The organism is Halobacteriovoraceae bacterium (assembly GCA_020635115.1).
In the GTDB taxonomy this organism is placed as follows: Bacteria; Bdellovibrionota; Bacteriovoracia; order Bacteriovoracales; family Bacteriovoracaceae; genus JACKAK01.
Genome location: JACKAK010000002.1, coordinates 312270 through 334705 on the forward strand (window position 1 = coordinate 312270; position 22436 = coordinate 334705).

Annotated in this window: 26 protein-coding genes and 1 tRNA gene; 10 read left to right on the top strand and 17 right to left on the bottom strand. The window is 32.7% G+C overall.

The window, feature by feature from the left end:
• Positions 1-46 precede the first annotated feature (46 nt).
• Together H6622_03765 and H6622_03770 are read left to right on the top strand one after the other, a co-directional pair.
• Positions 47-1237 carry a hypothetical protein gene (locus tag H6622_03765; protein ID MCB9060622.1) on the top strand — a complete coding sequence of 397 codons (1191 nt, stop codon included), beginning with the start codon at positions 47-49 and terminating at the stop codon, positions 1235-1237.
• Positions 1238-1389: 152 nt separating this feature from the next.
• Positions 1390-2478: a hypothetical protein gene (locus tag H6622_03770; protein MCB9060623.1), complete on the top strand. Its 1089-nt coding sequence runs from the start codon at positions 1390-1392 to the stop codon at positions 2476-2478.
• A 34-nt stretch (positions 2479-2512) separates the two neighbouring features.
• Here the strand turns inward: H6622_03770 and H6622_03775 are convergent, their stop codons facing one another.
• Positions 2513-2863: a hypothetical protein gene (locus H6622_03775; protein MCB9060624.1), complete on the bottom strand. Its 351-nt coding sequence runs from the start codon at positions 2861-2863 to the stop codon at positions 2513-2515.
• 298 nt (positions 2864-3161) lie between these two features.
• Between H6622_03775 and H6622_03780 the strand changes: the two genes are divergently transcribed.
• Positions 3162-3353, top strand: coding sequence for a DUF2892 domain-containing protein (locus H6622_03780; GenBank protein ID MCB9060625.1), 192 nt, complete (start codon positions 3162-3164; stop codon positions 3351-3353).
• Between the two features lie 539 nt (positions 3354-3892).
• Here H6622_03780 and H6622_03785 read toward each other — a convergent pair.
• From H6622_03785 to H6622_03795, 3 genes are all read right to left on the bottom strand, one after another.
• Positions 3893-4141 carry a hypothetical protein gene (locus H6622_03785; protein ID MCB9060626.1) on the bottom strand — a complete coding sequence of 83 codons (249 nt, stop codon included), beginning with the start codon at positions 4139-4141 and terminating at the stop codon, positions 3893-3895.
• A complete protein-coding gene (locus H6622_03790) occupies positions 4104-4376 on the bottom strand; it encodes a BrnT family toxin (GenBank protein MCB9060627.1) in 273 nt (90 codons plus the stop codon). Before H6622_03790 ends, H6622_03785 begins: the two co-directional genes overlap by 38 nt.
• 155 nt (positions 4377-4531) lie before the next feature.
• Positions 4532-4607, bottom strand: a tRNA-Asn gene (locus H6622_03795).
• A 177-nt stretch (positions 4608-4784) separates the two neighbouring features.
• Between H6622_03795 and H6622_03800 the strand changes: the two genes are divergently transcribed.
• A complete protein-coding gene (locus H6622_03800) occupies positions 4785-5348 on the top strand; it encodes a hypothetical protein (protein ID MCB9060628.1) in 564 nt (187 codons plus the stop codon).
• On the opposite strand, the gene H6622_03805 is transcribed toward H6622_03800, so the two are convergent.
• The 3 genes from H6622_03805 to H6622_03815 are packed head-to-tail and all read right to left on the bottom strand — an operon-like array spanning position 5345 to position 9261.
• Positions 5345-6862 carry an aldehyde dehydrogenase family protein gene (locus tag H6622_03805; GenBank protein ID MCB9060629.1) on the bottom strand — a complete coding sequence of 506 codons (1518 nt, stop codon included), beginning with the start codon at positions 6860-6862 and terminating at the stop codon, positions 5345-5347. The genes H6622_03800 and H6622_03805 overlap by 4 nt on opposite strands.
• A gap of 9 nt (positions 6863-6871) precedes the next feature.
• On the bottom strand, positions 6872-7906 hold the full coding sequence (locus H6622_03810; GenBank protein MCB9060630.1) for an arginine N-succinyltransferase: 1035 nt from the start codon (positions 7904-7906) through the stop codon (positions 6872-6874).
• 2 nt (positions 7907-7908) lie between these two features.
• A complete protein-coding gene (locus tag H6622_03815) occupies positions 7909-9261 on the bottom strand; it encodes an aminotransferase class III-fold pyridoxal phosphate-dependent enzyme (protein ID MCB9060631.1) in 1353 nt (450 codons plus the stop codon).
• Positions 9262-9326: 65 nt separating this feature from the next.
• Here H6622_03815 and H6622_03820 point away from each other — a divergent pair, with 65 nt between their 5' ends.
• The 6 genes from H6622_03820 to H6622_03845 all read left to right on the top strand — a co-directional run bounded on the left by H6622_03820 (position 9327) and on the right by H6622_03845 (position 14644).
• Entirely contained in the window at positions 9327-10010 is a 684-nt protein-coding gene (locus H6622_03820; GenBank protein MCB9060632.1) for a hypothetical protein, read from the top strand.
• A gap of 6 nt (positions 10011-10016) precedes the next feature.
• Positions 10017-10649, top strand: a complete 633-nt coding sequence (locus H6622_03825; protein ID MCB9060633.1) for a cyclic nucleotide-binding domain-containing protein — start codon at positions 10017-10019, stop codon at positions 10647-10649.
• Positions 10646-11701 carry an AI-2E family transporter gene (locus tag H6622_03830; protein ID MCB9060634.1) on the top strand — a complete coding sequence of 352 codons (1056 nt, stop codon included), beginning with the start codon at positions 10646-10648 and terminating at the stop codon, positions 11699-11701. The genes H6622_03825 and H6622_03830 overlap by 4 nt, the downstream gene beginning before the upstream one ends.
• A gap of 78 nt (positions 11702-11779) precedes the next feature.
• Positions 11780-12517 (top strand): outer membrane protein assembly factor BamD, encoded by a 738-nt coding sequence (bamD, locus tag H6622_03835; protein ID MCB9060635.1) that lies wholly within the window; start codon positions 11780-11782, stop codon positions 12515-12517.
• An 8-nt stretch (positions 12518-12525) separates the two neighbouring features.
• Positions 12526-13254, top strand: a complete 729-nt coding sequence (locus H6622_03840; GenBank protein ID MCB9060636.1) for a tetratricopeptide repeat protein — start codon at positions 12526-12528, stop codon at positions 13252-13254.
• A gap of 40 nt (positions 13255-13294) precedes the next feature.
• Complete coding sequence (locus H6622_03845; protein ID MCB9060637.1) at positions 13295-14644, top strand: HAMP domain-containing histidine kinase; 1350 nt, start codon at positions 13295-13297, stop codon at positions 14642-14644.
• Here H6622_03845 and H6622_03850 read toward each other — a convergent pair.
• The 10 genes from H6622_03850 to flgA form a co-directional block, all read right to left on the bottom strand.
• On the bottom strand, positions 14641-15198 hold the full coding sequence (locus tag H6622_03850) for a flagellar assembly protein FliW (GenBank protein MCB9060638.1): 558 nt from the start codon (positions 15196-15198) through the stop codon (positions 14641-14643). The genes H6622_03845 and H6622_03850 overlap by 4 nt on opposite strands.
• A gap of 153 nt (positions 15199-15351) precedes the next feature.
• Positions 15352-15588: a carbon storage regulator CsrA gene (csrA, locus tag H6622_03855; protein ID MCB9060639.1), complete on the bottom strand. Its 237-nt coding sequence runs from the start codon at positions 15586-15588 to the stop codon at positions 15352-15354.
• A 173-nt stretch (positions 15589-15761) separates the two neighbouring features.
• Complete coding sequence (gene flgL, locus H6622_03860; GenBank protein MCB9060640.1) at positions 15762-16778, bottom strand: flagellar hook-associated protein FlgL; 1017 nt, start codon at positions 16776-16778, stop codon at positions 15762-15764.
• A 16-nt stretch (positions 16779-16794) separates the two neighbouring features.
• On the bottom strand, positions 16795-18255 hold the full coding sequence (gene flgK, locus H6622_03865; protein MCB9060641.1) for a flagellar hook-associated protein FlgK: 1461 nt from the start codon (positions 18253-18255) through the stop codon (positions 16795-16797).
• Positions 18256-18319: 64 nt separating this feature from the next.
• On the bottom strand, positions 18320-18838 hold the full coding sequence (gene flgN, locus H6622_03870) for a flagellar export chaperone FlgN (protein ID MCB9060642.1): 519 nt from the start codon (positions 18836-18838) through the stop codon (positions 18320-18322).
• The gene (flgM, locus tag H6622_03875) at positions 18838-19164 is read right to left on the bottom strand and encodes a flagellar biosynthesis anti-sigma factor FlgM (GenBank protein MCB9060643.1); all 327 of its coding nucleotides are present in this window, start codon (positions 19162-19164) and stop codon (positions 18838-18840) included. Before flgM ends, flgN begins: the two co-directional genes overlap by 1 nt.
• On the bottom strand, positions 19157-19651 hold the full coding sequence (locus tag H6622_03880) for a rod-binding protein (protein ID MCB9060644.1): 495 nt from the start codon (positions 19649-19651) through the stop codon (positions 19157-19159). The genes flgM and H6622_03880 overlap by 8 nt, the downstream gene beginning before the upstream one ends.
• An 87-nt stretch (positions 19652-19738) precedes the next feature.
• Positions 19739-20740, bottom strand: coding sequence for a flagellar basal body P-ring protein FlgI (locus H6622_03885; protein ID MCB9060645.1), 1002 nt, complete (start codon positions 20738-20740; stop codon positions 19739-19741).
• Positions 20741-20743: 3 nt separating this feature from the next.
• Positions 20744-21559 (bottom strand): flagellar basal body L-ring protein FlgH, encoded by an 816-nt coding sequence (locus H6622_03890; protein MCB9060646.1) that lies wholly within the window; start codon positions 21557-21559, stop codon positions 20744-20746.
• Positions 21556-22434, bottom strand: a complete 879-nt coding sequence (flgA, locus tag H6622_03895; protein ID MCB9060647.1) for a flagellar basal body P-ring formation protein FlgA — start codon at positions 22432-22434, stop codon at positions 21556-21558. Before flgA ends, H6622_03890 begins: the two co-directional genes overlap by 4 nt.
• Between the last annotated feature and the right edge of the window lie 2 nt (positions 22435-22436).

A 22436-nucleotide genomic window follows, 5' to 3' on the forward strand; every position in this document is an offset into this window, starting at 1 on the left:
TAGTCAACTATCTAAAAATACGTTGTAATGTGCCGATAAAAGGATTATGAATTTGGACAATGCAGTAAGTATTTTGACTTTATTTTGTTTATCTTGGATTTTCGCTTGGAATGCTCCTATAGGACCAGTAACTCCTACCGCAAGGTGTCCTGCTTCTAAACTTGTAGACTGTATGACTTCCACTAAAAACCTTTTATTAGTACTTCCAAAAAAATCTTTTTCAAAAGTTTCTCGTTATTTCGAAACTCTTAGTGCCACTAGTTTTAATAATCCAGAATATTTGCTTGAACGCAAAAAAATGTTCGTTAGTTATGAGCACGGAGATTACACTCCCTTTTATCCTGAGAATTTAAAGACTCCTGAGCAGTTTTTATCCTTCATCAGTATTGCCCTTGAGCAAGAAGGTAAAACTTTGGATATGAAGCTCTCCAATATGAACCTATATAGACGTTGGAGAGCAAACGTAAATATGAAGCAATTGATTAATGGAGAATTTGATCGATCTGATTATGAGCTTTACCTTATGATCTTTCTTGAACATTTAAATAACGGAAAGTTTTCTTTTTTAAATACATTAACGAAAAATCCATATACTTCAAAGGGCCAACAGAAATTATTAGAACATTTGGCCGAAGAACAAATGCTCTATGTCTTCCTTGAAAACTATAGTGAAGTATTTGCTAAAAACGGCCCTATTAAAAGGTTACAAAGTAAAATCGGTAAAAACGTTATGCCTGTACCAAACTTCACGATTAACCTCTTTTTTAATGCATTAATTTGGGACTTTTTACCTATTAAATACCCGTTAATAGCTTATTTTTATGATGCCAATAGGCCACATCTGATTAATGGAAACTATGGAAAAATAGGTGCAAGGGAAAGATATAACTTTTGGAAAACATATGTATCGCCGGCAATGTTTATTTATTTCATGTACTCTCTGTCAAACCCTGATGAACAAAAGGTAGAAGAAATTGAAGAGCAAAATAAAATCTTTGAGTCAGCTGGGCAAAAAATAGAAGAGAAAATAAGAGGAATGGAAAAACTTACTCAAGAAATGGAGTCCATTATTAAAAATGAAAATGATGATTGGGCCTTTAAATGTAGCTTATTTGTTAAATGTTTAGAACTTCATAAAAATAGTCTGGATGAACTTCCAAGTAAGGATGATGAATCTTTTAAAAAATGTCTGACTTGGCTTATTCCAGAACTGCGTCCTTTTTGCTCGAACTTTTAAATCTCTACGTAAAATTATTAACTTATAAACTTTATGATGTTTAAATTTTGGACAGTTAGAATACTCGCTTTGTAAATTCTTCAATGACCCTACAGCAAAATAAGCTTATTTGATAAAACAATATATATTATTGAAAAAAACTGAGGTGTTTTATGAAATATAATTTACTTACAAATGTCACATTAAGTTTGCTTACTCTACTTGTTAGTTGTGGTGGCGAGAAACGCCAAGTTGATCATTCTCCAAGAAACGTTAATCAATATACTGAACAATATTTAGAAAGCTTAAGTTACTCAGAAATTGAGGAATTACAAACATTAGAAACACTTATTGGAAAAGATGTGAGAGTTAGTGTTAGAGATGAAAATGTTTTTTTGGAAACAAGACAAGGTGTATGTGAGTTTAAATATCCAGCAAATCTATCACAAACAAAAGGTATTAGAGGTACATATTTTTCTCAAGGTGTCAGAATTAAAAAAAATAATATCGTAGAAGATTTTGTTATCAATAGAATTAATGATATTAGTGCAACTTTAGGAGGGAGAGTTGAAAGCTCTAAAGATGAAAACACTATTGAACTAAAAGATGATTCGGCCGCAATAAAAATTGAGAAACGTTTATGTTCTGAAATTAGTTTATCTGTAAATTCTTTGAAAAATTTTACTCAAAATACAGTCGTATTTAGCTTCAGTGGTTTCAATATCGCTAATCCAAAAATTTTCACAATTAATCCATTTGAAAAATTTATAATTAGTTCTCCTGTAAAGAAAATGAGTACTCCGCTTAATATAATTTACAGAAGTGAAAATAGAACAATTTCCATGAGTGAGAGGTTAAATTCTAATGACAGCGATGTTAGAAAATTTGAAAAATCATTTTCAAATATACCCGTTGAAGTTTCATTACAAAAAGTAATGTGGGCCAGTTATATAAACACTTCAACTCTTTCATTCAACTTTCAAAAAGGTGATAAATACTTTAGTGCTTTTGGAAAATTTAATACCGAAGAAATATTTGATCGTAGTCTAAAACTTAAATTTAATTATAAGGCCAGAAACTATGAAGTAGATGGAATCAATACCATTCTATTTTGGAATAAATTTGCAAAGTATGATCTTGAAGAAGTTGAAGTTTACTTGAAACAAGAAACTCTTGAGGCCTATATGGTTGGTCTAAGCGGTGAAAAAATAACTATTAAAACAGATGATGAAGATTTAAATGCAACTTTTATCCTAAGATAAAATTAATAAAGGAGAGGACATTTCCTCTCCTTTATTAATGTTTCATAATTTTATCAAGCTGGTCAGTTTTTAACTTAAAGGTTTTTTTCGATATAATTTCAATTTCTAATTCACCAGTTTTCTCATTTTTAGAAATTACTTTAACTTTTCCTTCCTTTGAATTTACCTTTCCTGAAAAATCAGAATCATTACAACCCGCCTTTTTGTAAAAGTAGTCTACAAGTAACATTTCTTCATCTGTACCAACAAGAGCGACTCTTTTTGATCCTGAATCAGTATTTTGGCAGTTGAAAAAATGTGCAATATTATTTGAAAGTTCAACGCTATAAAGTAGCTGAGGTGCACAGAATATTAGAATTAAAATGAAGGAGCGATAGAGGTTCATTATTCAATCCTTGGTTTAGATGGTGGGTGAGTCAAATAGAAGAATATCATGTAATAGAACCTAATACTTGTTTGAATATGTGAAGTTTTATTCGTAATTAATAAGTTTCAGATAATTCAAAGGAATAATTAAAATTTTCTTAAAACTTAAAGTGAGTAAATTGTCTCGAAATTCTTTAAGTTTAGATGTTTAATCTTTTCACTTAAAGTAAGTCTAAAGATGCATTAAAATTAACTCTTTTATCCATAATTTTGTATTTATGATATTATGTTAACACATACTTTAAAGGAGTTTGTTTATGTCTAACGAACAATTGATTAGAATGTTTGCTGGAAGTTTTATATTAATCGGGCTTCTATTATCTCATTTTGTTCATTATTATTTTATCGGACTAGTATATTTTGTTGGTCTCAATCTCTTGCAAAGTAGCTTTACTAAATTTTGCCCATTAGAGAAAATTCTCATAAAGTTTAGAGGTCCCTCAACATAGAAGTGATAAAAAATATCGTTAATAAAATTTTTAATATCTTGAGAACTATCGTTCATTTTGAATCTGAGAAAAATCTCTTTTTAAGCATTTCAGTTTCTGCTAAAAGTTTTTTTTTGCTTAAGCACTCAAACATTAATGCAATTTCTTCTTCGTTTATTAGACCAAGTTCTTCCATATAATTGTTTTGATGGTCTTTTTTGAGAACTTTGTTTTGCTTTGAACCTCTAATGTTTCTTAATATGTTTTAACTTTTGAGTATACATGAACATGTGGCGCTCCGTGTTCTCTAGGAGTTGAATAGATCTTGATTTTCCATTATTATTCTCTATAGCAGTTCCTTTTGTCATACATATACTCCAATATACATTAGTATGATTATTAATATGGGCGCTGTATGTATATGATAAAAAATATAGTGATCATATGTAATCACAAGAGATCATATTAAATAAAATTAAGTAACAGAAAGTTAGGATTAGCCGGGTTGGAGTGGCCCTACTATAACACTGGAATTATTAATAGATTGGAAAATCTAACTACTAATCTGCCCTTTTATTCTTTATGGCCTCAACTAAGAGCTGTCTTACTATACTGGCCTTTGAGTTGGCCTGTAATTTAGATAAAGATTCAATTTCAGCTGCAAGCCAAGTTGGAATAGAAATAGGTGGTAATTTTACTGTTGTTGATAATCCTTCATTAACAATTCCTTCAGAAAAATCAATTTCGACGTCGCCATTATCAAACTCTATATCAAAGTCCTTTAGATTTTGCTTTTTGTTTTTCTGCATTTCTAGATCTCCTTACAGAAATGATTCTAATTTTATCATCTCTTATTGTGAAAATACCTGTGTAGTATTTGCCATTGTATTTTCCTATAATTGCATGCCGTTGTTCTTCTTTATCATAGGCCACATTCATTACTGTTATATTTCTATCTTCAAAAATATAGTCTCTCGCTTCTTCGAAGCTAATTCCATGTTTAGTTTTATTTGAAGTACTTTTGTGCTCATCCCATGCGTACATAGTTATATCATATCACAATGAATATTATATTCAAGAGATATGATTTCAATATAAAAATGATATAATTACTTTAAACGGACTTCAATAGAGCTGTGTGATCACTTGATATCACTAGAGATCATATAAGATGACGTTAAATAGCAGGAAGTTAGAAATGGCTGGGGTGGAGGGATTCGAACCCACGACCAATAGATTAACAGTCTACTGCGCTAACCACTGCGCCACACCCCAATCGTGAATTTAGTGTATCGTTTATAGTAAATTTAGAGGTGCTCTGTCTATAGCAAAATTGTGGATGAACTCAAAAAAAGATGGATGCGGAACGCGTAATTCTTTGAAATTAAATGAAATTAATTAAAATGCTCAAGTATTTGATACAATGGACGATAAGATTATTGGAGATTTATAATGGACAATCGTCTCGGAGAACAAGTCATTCATAATCTTCTCAGTGTCATGACTCTAGAGCTGATTGAAGAACTAACGACTGCGTCAATGGGTGTAGAGAAAATGTCACTCACTCAGATGATGGAAGGTAAGTTCTCAGGCGTTGACCTCGATCCCTTTAGTAAAAAAAACCGAGCAAAAATATTACCATTTGAATCCAAGGAAGAGGACATAGAAGAAATTGCTAGTGATTCAGTAGTTGTTCAAACTGCTGTAGGGGATGGAATATCTCATTCAGTACCAGTCACACAAGAGCTTTCAAAAGAAATAGATTCTCAAAAATTTAAAGATCCTCTTTACATTGAAGAACCCCCTGAAGAAGTTAAGTATGAGCATAGTACTTCAGATTTTATTTTAATTGAGAAAGAAAGATTGAAAATTTCTCAAGATAAACTCAAAAAGAAAACAGTACTTGAAACTTATCATAAAGTCTCATCAGTTGACCTTGAGCAAGAAAAGGCAAATAAGGATAACCTAAAGAACTCTGCAAATAGCGGAGTTCTCATTAACAAAAGACAATTTTAGCTTAGTCCTGGAATATTATCCAAATCAACTTCTCCCATAGTTGTAACTTCTAGTGATGACATTGGATACACACATGCATCTATAGTAGAAACAGCTGCAGGCCTGTAATTTCCTGAATTTTTAACCCCTCCAAAAGGTAGTTGTGAACTAGCTCCGACTGTTGATCGATTATAATTTAGCAATCCAGTCTCTATTTCCTCTACACATTTATTGTAAAGAGATTTGTCCGCAGTATAAATAGCACTGGCCAAACCATATTCAGTAGAATTCGCAATGTTTATTGCCTCTTCAATATTTTCATAACTGATAAATGTACAATTTGGACCAAATAACTCATTGGTTAGAAATATACTTTTGTGATTAAAATGATCAGTGTAATGGATTGAGGGAGTAACATAATGGCCTCGATACTTTCTTTCGATTGATTTTCCACGCATTATTTCTTCGATACCTTCACGTTTGGCCATCCCTACAAAATTTAAATAGGTATTCACTGCAGATTCATCAATAAGGGGTCCCATAAAAGGCATTTTTTCATGATCGATAGGATGATCAATGATAATTCTTTTTGCGAGTTTGTGAAACCTTGAAATAAATTCGTCCTTAATATCGTTATGAATTGCAACGAGTGCCGTTGATGTGCACCTTTGTCCACTAGTTAAAAAACTTGCTTTTAATAACTCTGATAGAGCAAAATCAATATTTGCGTCTTTATGAATAATGGAAGTATTTTTCCCTCCTAATTCGAGGCATACTAATTTAGATAAATCAGAGTATGTATTTTCTAGTATTTTGAGACCAATTTCTTTTGAACCAGTAAAGAAAATACCTTTTAATGGCCTAGATTTTGTGAGCCTAGAAGCGACTTCACCATCACCTTGGATTAAATTGATAACCCCTTTAGGAAATTGAGCTTGGTGAAAACATTCAATTAAAAGTTGAGCACTGTAACAAGTTTTTTCAGAAGGTTTAAAAATAACTGAATTTCCAGCAATGAGCGCACTTAAAATCTGTCCATTCGCGAGATGACAGGGAAAGTTAAATGGCCCTATCACAAGAGATGGCCCTATTGGCCTATAAAAAACATGTCCATTTGCATCAGGGGTTATATTTTCTATGTGCTCATCTCTAACTCTGGGAAGTGAATCGTTTATTGTTACATCAACTTTTGAAATAATAGCAGCTGATTCAGTAAGTGCTTCCCATAATGGTTTACCAGTTTCTAAGGCAATTGCTTTTGCAATTTCTTCTTTTCTACCGAGGACTTGTTCTTGATATTTTTTGAGGTAACTGATTCTGTCTTCGATTGCAGTTTTCTTCCAAACTTTAAAACCATTTACAGCTGATTCAATGACATTATCGATTACATTATATTCTATAGGACATCGCCAGAGTGTTTCGTCAAGATTTGCAGGAGATTGTTTTACTATATATTTTTCTACTGCGTGTAAACCTTCTGTTGCAGGAAATACAAATTCTCCATTAAAATAATTTCCCTTAAGTTCAAAATTCATATCTATCTCCTATAAATAGATTGCGCTAATTTTTATTGTATCATTAATATCAAGATCTACTAAAAATTTTTGTTCAGGCACAATTTTGAGTAAATCCCTATCATTTACAATATTAACATTCATTTTATATGCCTGAAATAAATTTTGACCATTATCTATTTTTGCCAAAATAGTTCTACTTTGCTCAGGATCAAAATTTGACTTGGTATCAATAATTCCATGAATCATATTTTTTATAGGAAGTATGTCCTTTGTTAAGCAACGATAATGTGGCCCTCCATCAAAAGGATCAACTTCTTCAGCATATTTAAAACCTATACTTTCAAGCATTTTCTTTACCGGAAGTGTGTCTTTTCCGACTTCTCCAATTGAGTTTCTGGCCTCAATTGGTAGTAGCGTTTCGTAGATAGTTTCAGATGGATATAAAGAAAGAATGAATTCTTTATTTGTTCTACTGAGAATGTCAGCATCTTGATAATCCATATTTAAAAATCTCCTTCCAATTGCTTCCCAAAGGGGAGAATTTCCTTTTTGATCAAGTGGAGGCATCAATTCAGAGTGAACAACTTCTTTAAAATAATCTAGATGTAATCCAATATATAAAAATCTGACAAAAGAAAGCAATTTTCCAAGCTTTTCTTTATGTGATCTGTAATCCTCTCTTAAAATTAATCCACCAATCTCAGTCGGGCCATCAGTTTCATAATCTAGTTTTAATGTGCCATGAATGAAGCCAGTGTTGAGAGTTTTTGAATATTTATGCTCTCTACCAACTGAGAGATAAAAATGTGGCTCAACTTCTGTTCCATGTTGTGCATGGATCATAGAGGCACCAATTACTTTATCTAACTCTCGATCTTCAAGGACAAAAAGGTAGAGTCCATCAAATATGTTTTTATTTAAACCTTTAAAGGATTTGATGGATTTACTTATCTTATGTTGAATGATTTCTCTATTGGGAGGTAAGTTTATAAATGTAACAGAGCAACTTAGATCATAAAGATCTTCGAGGTCTTTTTCTTCTACTGCACGAATTAAAAACATATTTATTCCTTAAATTCTGTAATTGTTTTTCTTATAAGATCAAATATTTCAGAAATGTGTTCATCATTTAATGAAAGAGGTAATAACATCCTTATACGACATGGATTACTTCCGGCCATAAAAGAAATAATTCCGTTTTCGAAGAGTTGCTGGATAAACTTGGTTGTTTTATCTTTTGATTCGTCCTCAATACCAAAGGCGATCATTGTTCCGATACAACCTATATAGCTTATCACTCCTTCTGATTTTTTGAGTTCATTTAATTTTTTTATAAAAATATTTTCGAGTTGTTTTACTCTACCTTCTGGGCCATAAAAATTACCTTTTTGTAAATAATCAAGAGTTTTGCTCCCACAAATCAGAGCAGATATCGAACCATTAAATGTACCTGCTATTAGACCAGGTTTGGGATTTAAATCTTCTGTGTAAAGAGTTCCACATGCTTGAAGTGCTTTCCCAACTGTGACGACATCTACAAATTCATCTAGACCAAATTTTTGAAATGCAAAAAGTTCATCTGTTCTGCCAAAAGTTTGCACTTCATCAACCCAAATATATAGCCCTTTAGATTTTGCCCATTTGAAAATTTCTTTATAGTAAATTTCGTCACCAAAAATGATGCCCCCTTCTCCTTGGACAAGCTCAAGTGTGATAGCACAGTGTTGATTTGGATATTTCGCTGTCACTTCTTCTAGGGCCTGCATTGTTTTTTCTAAAGATGTATCTGGATTGTATTGATCGAAATGTGGAACATGGTCTACTTCAATCATTTGAGGCATGTTTTCTCTGTAAGCAGAGTTTTCGGTGACTTCTTGCATTGCTATACTTCTTCCTGCAAAGGATTTCTTAAAAGCAATGAGTCTGTATTTTGGAGCAGTTTTTTGCCATATTATTTTTAATGCTGTGTCGTTTGCAAAACTTCCTGATCCTGCAAACCAAAAATGCTTTAATCTACTTTTTGAAACTGCCCCCAATATTTTCTTTGTTAAATCAATTGCAGGTGTATATGTCTGAAGATTTCCACACATAATCGTGTCGTATAATGCGGCCTCAAGATGAGATTTAATATAGAGGGGATGTCCATGTCCAAGAAGATTAACTCCTATGCCTCCGATAAGATCAAATTTTACTGAACCATCCATCAATTCACAAAATGGCCCATATCCTTTTCCTTCAGAAATATAATTGAAGAAAATATTTCGACCTTTCATACTTATATATTTCTCTAGAAGCTCCTTTTGAAACTTGCTCTTATCTTTGTCTGAAGATTTTATTTCTGTATAAATATCTTGAGATTCCAATATTGCACTGAAAAGCTGATTTTGTAGGTTTTGAATTAAGTCACTATGTGTCATGCTATTGTTCCTTTTTTTTGAGATAACAACTTGATTTCTCCTAAGGCCATGAAGATAATGGGAAAATGATCAATCAAGATAATACAATTAATAGCACATTAAAGTCATTAGAGGATCTCTACCTTGAAAAAAAGTATGACGCACTAATAGACAACCTCATCGAACATAAGAATGTTTTTTATACCGGGCATTTTCATTACAATTTGGGAACTGTTTACCTTAAAAAAGGAAACTATCCAGCAGCTCGATATCAGTTTGAGATGGCCCTCAAAAGTAATTTTAAAAGGCAGGAAGTTTTTCATAATTTAAAGTTCGTTGAAGAATCTTTGAAAAAGTCTAAGGGTGCAGATGATTTAATAATTCATAAGGAAATACAAGAAGTCGTTTTTGATTATGTTGAATCAGTACCGTTTTCATACTATTTAAGTCTAAGCTTATTTTTTGTAGTTGTATTTTTGATTTTAAGAAAAATTCGTATTAATGCAGGACTAACTTTAAAAATATTCTTCACATTTTTAGTTATTTTCCCTTTAGGTTTATCATACTTTTCCACCAACGATTTAGGTCATGCAATCTCTTTAAAAGAAGTTTCAGTAAAGGAAGGCCCTTCAGATATTTATGAAGAAATTTACCGGATGTCGCCAGGAACAAAAATAATGTTTAATAAGGTAAAAGATCAGTGGCTATATATTTCTAGACCTAGTGCACTTGCGGGCTGGGTAAAAAAAGAAGATCTTGCAACGTTTTGAGGTATTATGAGCTATGAGAAAGATATTTTACAATCTATCCAAGATGGGGAGTCCCTTCCGCAAAAAGTTGATCTAAACATTCTGAAATATTTTTGGCAAGCATCTCCTGTATTTGGAGCAAAGAAACAAAATATTCCCAAATTTTTAAGAGCGATTGATGTCTTTAAGAACTTTACAGACAATGAGCTCAGAATTTTATGTCGACATTTTCATTTAAGAAAGTTTGATTCCAAGGAAATTATCTTTAAACAACTCGATCTTGGGGTAGGATTTTATCTTATTTACTCAGGGACAGTTGATATAATTGTGGAAGACAGTAACAGAATTGATGAAGAAGATGAGAAGACGCCTAGACTTGTAGTAAGCTTGGATTCTGGAGATTATTTTGGTGAACTTGCACTCTTACAAGAAAATAGTTTGAGAAATGCTTCTGCTATTTCAAGAGACAACACCCTATTATTGGGTATTTTCAAGCCAGATGTAGAAGAGTTAATTAACATACATCCAATCATTGCGACCAAATTACTCCAATCTATTTCAATAATCATAGCAAATAGATTGTATTCATTGACCAAAGAGGCCAGATCGATGAAGCAAAAATTATTTGAACTTGAAAAAGAATTGGAAGACAAACAATGACTTCAAAAAGTAAGTCTTTAAGTACGCTTAAATCATCTAGATACATTTTTTTCTTTTCAATATTTGTTCTCGTATTTGTTGTTTTATATTCAATGCCCAGGTTGTCAGTGCCTCTTGGTGTGGCCTATGTCTTTTATCTTGTTTTAAGTCCAATCGTTCCATTTTTTGAAAAATTCGGAGTAAATAGAGGGGCCATTTTAGGAATAGTATTAACTCTTTTTCTGTTTTTTTCATTTTACCCTATTATCAAGGTTTCAACATCAGTATTTAATGAAGCACAAAAGTTTCAGTACTATCTTCCTAAAGTTGAAAAATTTCTTACAAGTAACTTTGAATATATCTCCACCATGATAGAAGATAAGACCGGCTTTAAGTTAGATACAACATACATTGATAACTTCTTATCAACTTCAAAAAATACAATTGGCAGTTTTATCTATAAAATACCTAATTACCTGGCCTCTGTCGTAGAGTGGGTCTTTCTCGTTCCATTATTTCTTTTTTTCTTCCTAAGAGATGGAAGAAAACTAAGAAATCTCTTACTCAACATGACTCCTAATACTATGTTTGAAAGGTTTTATTTCTTTATCTATCAATTTAATAAAAAACTAGGTGGCTATATTTTTGCAAAATTTGTTGAGGCCAGTTTGATTGGGTTTATTATCACTCTTGGGCTTCTGATTATGAAAGTGCGCTTTGCATTTCTTTTGGGAATCGTTGCTGGACTAACAAATGTTATACCCTATGTAGGCCCATTTTTTGGAGCAATTCCGGCCCTCATATTTGCTGCCACTGAATACTCAATGAATGATCCAAAATTTAGTGGAGTTATATTTTTGTACGTTATTGCAAATGCAATTGATATTGCTCTTATATTTCCTATTCTGGTTTCAAGAATTGTAGATCTTCATCCAATTGTAGTTGTCATTAGTGTTGTTCTAGGCTCTCAATTGTTTGGTGTTGTCGGTATGATTATTTCTATTCCCATGGCCGTTGCCATTAAGCTTATCTTCTCCGAAATCTATCATGAAATTTATGCTTCAAGGCATTAAAATACTTTGATTTTCGAATATTATTTTGCTGGATAATCTCCAAAATGCTAAACTCTAACGAATTTTATGGAGAGCGTTATGTTGAAAAAGTTGTTTTATATTGCTGTAGTTTTGTTTTTATATTCATGTGCAACAGAAAGACCTACTGGCAACACAGAGGCCGAAGTGATTTACAAAGAGGCACAAGAGCTAATGGAAGGTGGTCGATATCTCTTAGCAATTGAAAAGGTTAATTTAATTAAAACTCAGTTCCCTTACAGCTTTTATGCGAGTTATGCTGAACTACTTTATGCCGACATCCTTTTCGAACAAGATAATTTTGAAGAAGCTGCTGGTACCTATATCTTGTTCAAAGATTTTCATCCTAAACACAAAAAGGTAGAGTACGTACATTACAGAATTGCAGAATCTTATTTCAGACAACTTCCTTCTACTTTCGATCGAGATTTATCTGTTGCAGATCAGGCGATATCATTTTATGAAGATCTTGTTCAAAAATTCCCAAATACAAATTATAAAAAAGAAGCAATAGAAAAAATCAATAAATGTAAAAAAATGAAAAGAGACAGAGAGCAATATATTGCAGACTTCTATTTTAAAACAGAAGTTTATGATTCTGCTGTCTATAGATATAATGAAATTCTTAAAACCTATAGGGAAAAAGATCTTAGGGTTCATTCAATAGTAAGACTCGTTCAGAGTTTTGCATTTCTAAAAAACAAGGAAGAGTGTCATAACAACTTTAACCTCTATCAGAGCGAATTAAGTGGAAAACGATTAGATGAGCTTAAAGAAGTTGTAAAAACTTGTAAATAGGAAGCATAATGGAAAAACTAACAGAAAAGACCCTCGTAGAAAAAGGGATACAACTTTATAAAGATGGGGAATTTAAAAAATCAAAAAAAGTTTTTAGTGAACTCATTGAGATAAATCCAAAAAGTGTTGATGGTTTTTTCTATTTAGCAAATATTTTCCATATTCAAGGTGAAGTTGGTAAGGCAATAAAGGCATTTAGCAAGGTTTTAGAGATTGACCCTTCACATACTGATGCTTCAATAAGTTTATCTGTTCTTTACAACGATATAGGGAAATATGAACAAGGAAAAAAAATCTTTGAAATGGCCAATGAAAGAATAAAGGTTAATAAGGCCAATTCGACAATTGAAGATAATCATATAAACAAAAAATTTTCTTTTAAACATTACGAACTTGCTGATCTCTACATGACTTACAATCGATATGATGAAGCTCTATTTGAGTTTAATAAGGCCTTTAATTTAGATCCTGAAAATTTAGATGCGAGAATAAAAATGGCCAAAGTATATGCAAAAAAAGGTTTTATTGGAAAAGCATTTGACGAGTTAAAAAGGTTAAAAAATGAACAACCCCACTATATACCAGCGAAGATTGCTCTAGGAGTATTATACTACGGAAATGGTCGGGTAGTAGAGGCCCAGAATGAATGGGAGAAGGTTCTTTCACAAGATCCTAATAATAAAGAGGCCGGTATGTATCTAAATCTTTCACAAACTGCGACAGAAACTACCCTGTAAAGTTATTTTAGTTTCATTCCTATTTTGTCGATAGGCATGAATGTTGAGAAAAATAAAAATATTTGACTGTGCATTGGTTCGACTGAATTCTTTTTTACAAAATAGATATTCTGATTCTGAATCAAAACAAATTTGCCTGAATTTTGAGTCTCATCTTGCAGTTGTATTATCAACAGGCATATTGATGTGGACTTATGCTTTCATAGCTCTTTTTGCATTTAAAAATCCAATTCCTGCGTATGTTGGTTTTGGTGCTTCGGTCATACATCTGCTGAGTCCATTAACTTTTCTTGTAACAAAAAATACTTTTATTACAAGTTTATTTGTCCTTATTCCAGGTATCGTTCATCAATCTACGTTTGCTTATTATTCGGGTGGAGCAAAAAGTGATATATTACTTTGGTTCAGTGTTCTTCCCTTAGTTGCTGGAATTTTATCAAATATTGCCACCGTAATATTTTGGTTTATAACTTGTTCTGTAATATCTTTTTTGTTTTTATATGCGCAAGGCACAGGATATATATTCCCGATGGAAATAAGTACAGAAGGGTACTATCTTTCAAGGAACATTCTTATGTTTGGGAATATATTTCTGTCAACGATTCTCATCTCAGCTTATTTGAAATTTGATTCATTGATTAAAAAAAACTTAGAATCAAAAAATTTAAAAGTACATAATCTCTTGCGTATTCTACTGCATGATATTTCAACTCCGATCTCTATTATTAAAAATTCATCGAAAAACTTAGTAAACAGTAAACGGGATCAAAAAGAACAAAAAAGTTTTGATAAAATTATGAACTCGATGAATATAATCGAAACTATACTCTCTAGTGTCAGACAAATGTATGCCGTAGATATTGGTAAAACTCAACTTACACTCAAAAAATATTGTATTAGTGATATTAAAAAATTTCTCGAATTTATGTTTGATCAGAGATTAAAAGATAAAGATTTAATGTTCAAATTTAGTTTTAATAATCTTGAAAATGAAAATATTTTTGTGGATAAGGTTATATTTCAGAACCAAATTCTGGCGAATATTGTTTCAAATTCAATCAAATTCTCTCATCACAAAAGCTCTATCGATATTGAGGTTTATAAATCTCAGAATGCTCAAAATATGGTTCACATTAAAATTTCCGATCATGGAATTGGAATGAATGCAGAACTCATTAGCAAAATATTTGATCCAAAGTTATCAACATCACGATTGGGAACATCTGGAGAAAAAGGTACTGGCCTAGGAATGGTGATTGTAAAATCTCTTATTGGAAAAATGGATGGAGAAATTGAAGTTCAATCTATTGAGGGCACCGGTACAACGTTTATATTATCCCTGCCTGCCTATGTAGGAAGTGAGTCTTTTAGTGAATCTGAAGTGGCCTAAGCGTTCTGTTCAGGTAATTTAATTTCAGCGTTTTCAGTAGTGGTTTCTTCTATTGTCGTTTGAGTTCTTTGTCTTTGGACGTTGGTTCTTTTGGTATCATCAGAAGAAAATGAAACAATGTACTTTTTGAGATCAGTGTACATTGGGTGTTTCACTTCAAGTTTGCTATCTTGAAGAACAATTTGTCTAGCAATTTTCTTTTGATTGTTAATAACAAGTGGAGCTTTCAAATTAGCAGACATGTCTGTGACATTCTGAGGTATAGTTAAAATCGAGTAAATACTCGCTTGGTTTAAGTTTTCAAGTTCTAGAGAGGCCATTTCTGCAGGCAATAAATTGACCTTATAATCATGAACAAAAATTCTTGGTTCTAAAATAGGGAAAGCAATCTCTGGCCTTTCAGTTGATTGAAGCCATAAAATGAGCGTTTGGTCATTAGGGTCGACGATAAAGAAAGAAGTGAGTTCATCAAATCCTAGTAAACCCTCTTTCAATCTAATGATATCCTTTTTGTCGACTTCAAGTTCTCCAAATCTCGTCGTATTTACTTTCACTTGCATGGCCTCCGTTGCAATGGCCTTTCTTGGCCCCTAAGGTCTAGATTAGACCTTCGAAGATTGTAGCGGCCAGAGGACTGTGTACGCAAGAAGGAAATTCTTGCATTGAAGTAGAAAAATTATTGAAATATGTAAGGAAATATTGGGCGTTTAGTCGTTTTTCTTGCCAAGTTCTTCTGCTAGTTTATGAATTCCTTCCATATCCGTTTGAGAGGCCTCTGTATTTTGCTGCTGAATTGCCTGATAAACTTCTTCTCTATGTATTTTAGTTTCTTTAGGCGCTTTAATTCCTAGTCTTACCTGTTTACCTTTAATTTGAACAACAACTATCTTGATATGATCATCAATTGCAATGCTTTCCCCAAGCTTCCTTGTTAAAACTAGCATATCTACCTCAGATTTTGGCCCTTACTGCGCCGTCTCTAGTCACTTTTATGTAGGTCATCGTATATGATCGTCCCCAAAAAAAGGCAAGTAAAAAATGTAAGGTTTCCCTAAAAATCTTACTCAAGATATACAATTGACTATAGAAAATAAAGGTATAAAAGCGAGAAACTTTTTTACCTTAAAAAATCTAATAGTTTTTTGTTGAGCATATTCGAGCCCGACTTATAAGTAGTCTCAAGTATATCCTTTTGCCTTGATATTTCAGAAAATAAATCAACAATGTCCGCGTCTACTAATTTGCTCTTTCTTTCTGCTGTATTTAATTTATTGACCTCAACACCTTCTTGCGCATTTTCAATTGAGTTGATTATAGAACCAACTCTTGTGCGCAGAGTAATTAAATTGGTAATAGACCTATCAAGACGTTCGAGCAAATCTTGAACGACTTGTGGTTCATTGTTTTCAAGTGCTGAGACAAAATTTGAGAGTTGAGCAAAAATATTATCTTTTGTCGTGTAGGCCTGTTCTTCAATGGAATCTTCACTCGCAAGATCTCTTTCGATCATTCTGGATTGCTTTTCTTTTCCAAGTTTAAGCTCAGGAATATCTTTTAAAGGGTGGCTAGATTTATTAATATTTAAATCTGCTCCATAAAAAACTTCTTTTCCTGTCAAATTGATAGGAACAAAAAAATCTTTTGATACTTCAAGGTTGATTTTACCATTACTACCTAAATACTCCCCATCAATATCAAAGGGCCTTGAGAGTGTTGAATGACCAGCAAATATAAATCTTTGCCCAACACGTCTGTTTGCAATTGCTAGGGCCTGATTTCTTAATTGTATAACTTCATTTGAAACATTTGACCTGACATTCTTATCATAGAAATCAGATGATTGCTGAATGGCAAGTTCTTTGGCCTTAACGAGTATATTTGTGATTTGTTCTAAGGCCTCTTCTGTTGTATTAAGTTGCATAAGAGCATATGATGAGTTTCTTAAGTACTGCTCATTATCCTTTTGAACTGAACCAAGAGATAATGCTTCAACATTTGCAACAGGATCATCTGAAGGTTTACGAATTCTTTTAAGTGTAGAACCCTTAAGTTGCAAATCTTCCATTTTTGCCTTTGCTTTTTTTATAGAATTTTGCAATGCATTTGTAGCACTATTTTCTGATACTCTCGTCATATATTATCCAAGACCTCTATTTTTTGAGCGCTAATACCGTTTTAAACATATCATCAGCTGTACTCATTACTTTTGCTGATGCTTCGTATGCATGCTGAAATCTCACAAGGTTTGATGTTTCTTCATCAATGGAGACTCCTGACACTCTTTCTTTTATAGTCTGACTCTGGGTAAGCAATCCTTCGGCCTGCTCCTGATCTAGTCTCGACTTTCCTGTCTCCATCCCTACATTTCCGATAGATTGTAGATATTTTTCTTCTAGTGTCGTTGTGCCATTATCTAGAATTTTTTCATGTTGTAATTTTGAAATGGCCAATGCAATACGGTTATCCCCTGGAGAATTCACATCAAGAGCTGTAATAATATTGCTTAAATCTTCCTTAACTTCATAGGAGAGTTCAATTTTCTCTGCCGCTCCTTTAACATTTTTAATATCTTCAAAAAAATTAATTTGCCCTGTTGGCCCTCGTCGATCAAACTTTACTGGTTCTTCACCATCTATGATGTCAATTTCTCGGTTTACAAATCCTCTTCTATGAATAGCGTTAACCGATTTAGTTGTGTTGTAGGCAATTTGATCAATTTGTGACTTTAAAGCATCTAAATCACCATCTCTGACAGATATAAGTGCCCCAATTTTTCCCCCTCTTATTTTTGAAGTGACGGGAAAAGATTTTCTATCTTCAAAAAAAATGTCAATAGAGCCCTGATTATTTGGTGCTGTACCATCTGGATTAGTTCCAAAATTTAATGACTGCACCTCTCCTGCAGCAACAAGAGTCCCAACACCTTGAATAGAAACGACAAAACGATTTTTTTCGTCTTGGTAAGTATGAACATCAAAATATTCAGCAATTGTCCGAATATGTTGATCTCGTTTGTCTCTTAAATCACCCGTTTCATCTCCAGATGCTTCCATGGTGGTAATTTTTGTATTTAACTCTGCGATATGTTTGGCGGCAATATTCACTTCGTCCAAACTTTGAATAATATTTCGATCTATATTTTTTGTGAGATCACCTAATGTTTCACGAATTCTTTTAAAATCTTTTACGATTAATTGAGCATTATCTCTTACCACAGATCTAATGGTTTCATTTTCTGGTTGGTTCGCTAATTCTCTAAAAGAATTAAAAAAACGATTGAGTATTTTATTTAAACCCTCATTGTCGATTTCATTAAAGATCATTTCAACTTGTTCTAACTGTCCTGTTCTATTTTCGAAGTATTTTGAACTTGATAGGTTGGAAACTAATCTTTTTTCAATATAAGGATCATGAATTCTATTTATATCTTTAACACGAACGCCATTGCCTTGATTCAATCCAGATTGGGTGACAGGAGAAGTTGATTGCAAATTTATCCTTTGCCTAGTGTATCCCTCAGTATTTGCATTTGCAATGTTATGACCAGTTGTCTCAAGGGCCTTTTTGGCCGCAAATAATCCAGAATTTCCAATGTTAAGTAAGTCCGCCACCTTAAAACCTTTAAGTAAAAAGTATTCATAAATAAATTATGCGTGTAGCGGTACAAAGAACCATTTATTTTGCAGTGGTTCTTCCGGCCTCATTGTAAGTTGCATACTTTTTCTCACCCATTACATCTTGTCTGATTTCTTTGAGTGATAGTATCGCTTTATTCAAAAACAACTGATTCTTCTTATTTTGAAGTTGAATCTTCTCAATTATATCAATTAAAAGTGAATTAAATCTAGATAGGTGACTTTGTCCTATGCTGTCTTCAAATTTTCGCATTAAACTAAGTAAATCATTTACTGAACTCACTTTTTGATTTGAATAGTTTTCATTAACCTTTTTGATGAGATCCTGACGAATTTCTTCAAGTGTTCTTATATTTTGGACTACTTGATCTTTTTTAGAAATGACTCGCTCTAAATCCTCAATTTGAGAATCTAAAAGCAGGGCATACTCTTCACAAGTTAGATCTAAAAGAGTGTTATGTTCTTCACAAAACCTTTTCCAAACATCGATAATTTGGAAATATGTCAACATCATTTCTTTATTTTCCATATTTAGCTCTTTCTTCATTGCAGTATTCATTAGAACTCACTCTCTAGAATTTTATCCGCTAGTTTTTCATAATCTATAGCATACTGACCACTATCAATTTGCTGTTTTAATGCTTTTACACGCTCAGAATTATCAATTTCGGGCGAAGCGTCAACAGCTTTTTTAATCCGTGAAAAATCTTTAATCGCACTAGAGATATCTACTTTAGAGTCTCTTTCACTCATTTCTTCTAGCTCTTTCTTTCTTTCTTCATTGTTTCTTCTAAGCAAGGAAGGGTCTAGTTTTTTAGAGGCCTTAGTGTATTGCGTTTTATTTCCTGGAAAAAAAGGTGATCGATTATCAATATTGTTACTCATAGACTTTCTCCTTAAGTCTTATTTGTTCTTTAGAATCTTTAGTTTGTGGTTCTAAATCTATATTTTTTATAAGTTGACCCTTGTCTTTGTTAATTTGTATTTGTTTATTTCTCTGTGAGATTTTTTGTAAGGCCTGCTCATTGGCCATGTAACGTTTATAATTTTCCTGTGTCCTTTGATTTTTAGGATATATTTGCTCAAGAATCAACCGTTGAAGTCCCAGGCCCCCGTCTTTTTCTGTTAGGATCCTTGCTCTTTCGCTATCTTGTAATGATTTATAGAATTGTTCACCTGATGATTGAGTTTCATCTCCAACAGTTTTGTTCATTTGTTGAATCATAAAATCTGCAAATTGTCTTTCCATGCCAGCCGCAACTTTTTTATACGGATCAGGAACTAAATGTAGATTATCAAGCTGATTGAGGGTTTGGCTTCGTTTAATTGGTGATTTGACCATTTCACCTAAATTACTTGCTTTTATTGACATCCTACATCCTTGTAAGTGACCGCCAGAATCATTCTAGCATCTATATTTTTTCAATCATAGATATTTTGACCTATCTATAAAAAATACTTAGATTAATTCTATTTCACCAATAAGTGCTCCATTTTTTTGAAGTGCTTGAAAAATTGAAATCACATCATCAGGTTTAGTGCCTAGTGCATTTAGTCCTTTAACAAGATCTTGTAGAGTTGTGCTTTCTGGCATGAAGTAGAGATGTTTTGGCCCAGCATTAGCTCCTGCTTGAGGATCCTCTCCTCCTATTTGGATAGTGAGATCACCATGTCCAATGGCCACGGGATTGATTTTAACATCTCCTCCAGCAACAATTGTTCCTGTTTTTTCGTTAATTACTATTTTTGCTTTGAGATCTTGATAAACTTTAAAATTTTCAATTATGGCGAGTAAGGGGACAATTTTTCTTTTGTAGTGCATAGGTATAATGAGATCAACAGTGGTGGCATCTTGAGCACTTGCATATTTACCACCTAATTCCTGATTGATCACCTTTTCTATTCTGGCCGCCGTTGTAAAATCTGGTCTTTTTAAACTTAACCTTAGACTATTTTTTTTGTTAAATTGCAAATCTAACTCTTTTTCAATAGTCGCTCCTCCATTTATAAGACCTCTTGTCGGAAAACGTTGTCCTGTAGTAATACCCCCTATAGATACTGGACCACTTGCAACTGCATAGATATTTCCATCACCACCCTTAAGTGGTGAAACTAAAAGTGTACCGCCGGCCAGCGATGAAGCATCAGCAATAGAAGAAACGGTGACATCAACTTTTTGTCCTGTTCTCGCAAATGGTGGAAGATTTGCAGTGACAACAACAGCTGCTACATTTTTAGAGCTAATTTCATTTTGGGGATTTAGTCCAAGTTTTTGAAACATTTTTTTTAGTGAATTATTGGTAATTTCTCCACCTGAATCTCCTGTTCCGTTTAATCCAATGACGAGACCATATCCAATAATTGGATTTGATCGAACACCTTTTACATCAACCAAATCTTTTAGCCTACTTGGAAGAGGGTAAATATTGAAACTGAGTAAGAATAAAAGCAGATATTTCATAAATTACCTCAATACATTGATTGTTGACTCTAATATATTCTTTGATGAGATTTCATCATTATCATTAATGTCTCTTCTATTAACAAGTGCATGTACTTCTACTGTGCGCTTCTGATTTTTAAAGAGTACTTGTTTTCTTCCCTTAACCAGTAAATGATTTTTATTAATTTCTTCAATAACCACGGCCGAAATCTTATCGATTACTTCTTGCTGAGGAGCTTGAGGTACTTGGGATGGAATTTGTGGAGAAGGAGGAGTACTGGACACTTTCTTCTTTTCTCCTTCTTTATTCTCTTTTGGCTTTTCTTCTTCCTCTTCTTTGTCTTTCTTTGGAGGATCTGGAAACGCTCTTTTTAATTCAAGTGAAATTTCATTTTTAAGTTTATCAAAAACATTAATGAGTACAATATCTCCTCTTTGCTTAGATGTATCAGTTGAGAAGAGAAAATTTTCTTTTCCGGCCACGGCCCAAATACTTCCTGAAGTATCATTATCCAAAAGATCTTCAGCTCTATATCGCTTTCTTGACTGTTGCGCGGGAACGTATTGTCTTTGAACATTTGGTGGAAGATTTTGTGTTGTTTGAGTTGAAGTTCCAGAATACCTGGAGTTATTGTCATTATTTTGGAGAGGATTTGAAGAATGGTTAAAAGAACTTTCGTTAGTTTGGTCATATGGTTTTCTATAGAGATCAAATTTATCATTATTACTTATCGTCTTTTGATTGTCTTTATCTAAATCATCATAAAATCCATCAACCATTGATGAACAAGATGTGAATAATAAAATAGATAAAAAATAGATGTATGAATTGATCACAAGTCCACCTCTGCCTTGTTAAAATTGGTAACTTTTCCATATATTATTCTTTTATTATCAAGAGTTCTTAATCTTATAATGTCACCAAGTTTTCCATGAGACATTGGAATAACCTTTGAAATGACATTTAACCTTCCCTTTTTATACTCTAACGTAAGAGGAGTTCCTGCTTTAACGAGGTTTATTTGAGCAATATCGTTTAGTTTGAGATAATCATTTGCTTTGAGATTTCTAATTACTTTATAAAATTGTATATTTTCCAAATCTTGAAGATATATTTCGGGAGTAGATGTCTTTAACTTCACAGAAATAAATTGTGATTGGTTTAAACTTGGAGTTAATGGATTAATGTTGTATTTCAATTTAATTGCGCTAATTTCACTAAGGATATTTACCTGGATAAAATATTTCTCTATGATACTATTGTTTCGAACATGGTTAATTTGGATTGTGGTTTTTCCTAGCTTTTCGCAAGAAGAACAGATCGTTTCAAGATGATCATTTTTTTTCAAGCTAATGGCCGTTTTTTTTGGAAATTTTAAGACTGAAAAATGATATTGCTCAGAGATTTCTTTTCTTATGGTGTCGTTCAAAGTGATGATATTAACATTGTCATTTTTAACGATAATTTTTTCGCTTGGAAAATCTTCATTTATAAGTGACTCAATATATTTTCCATTCACAATACCAATATATTCTAATATTCTCTCATTAAATTGATTTTTGATTAATTCATTACAATTGGAATTTATGATTACATCTTTGGATTTAACTTCGATCATGTCTCTTAAAAGATAGATTGATTGACCAGTCTCAACCTCACAGGCATATGCATATTGTATAAAAATAAATATGAGTAATGAAATGAACTTCATTT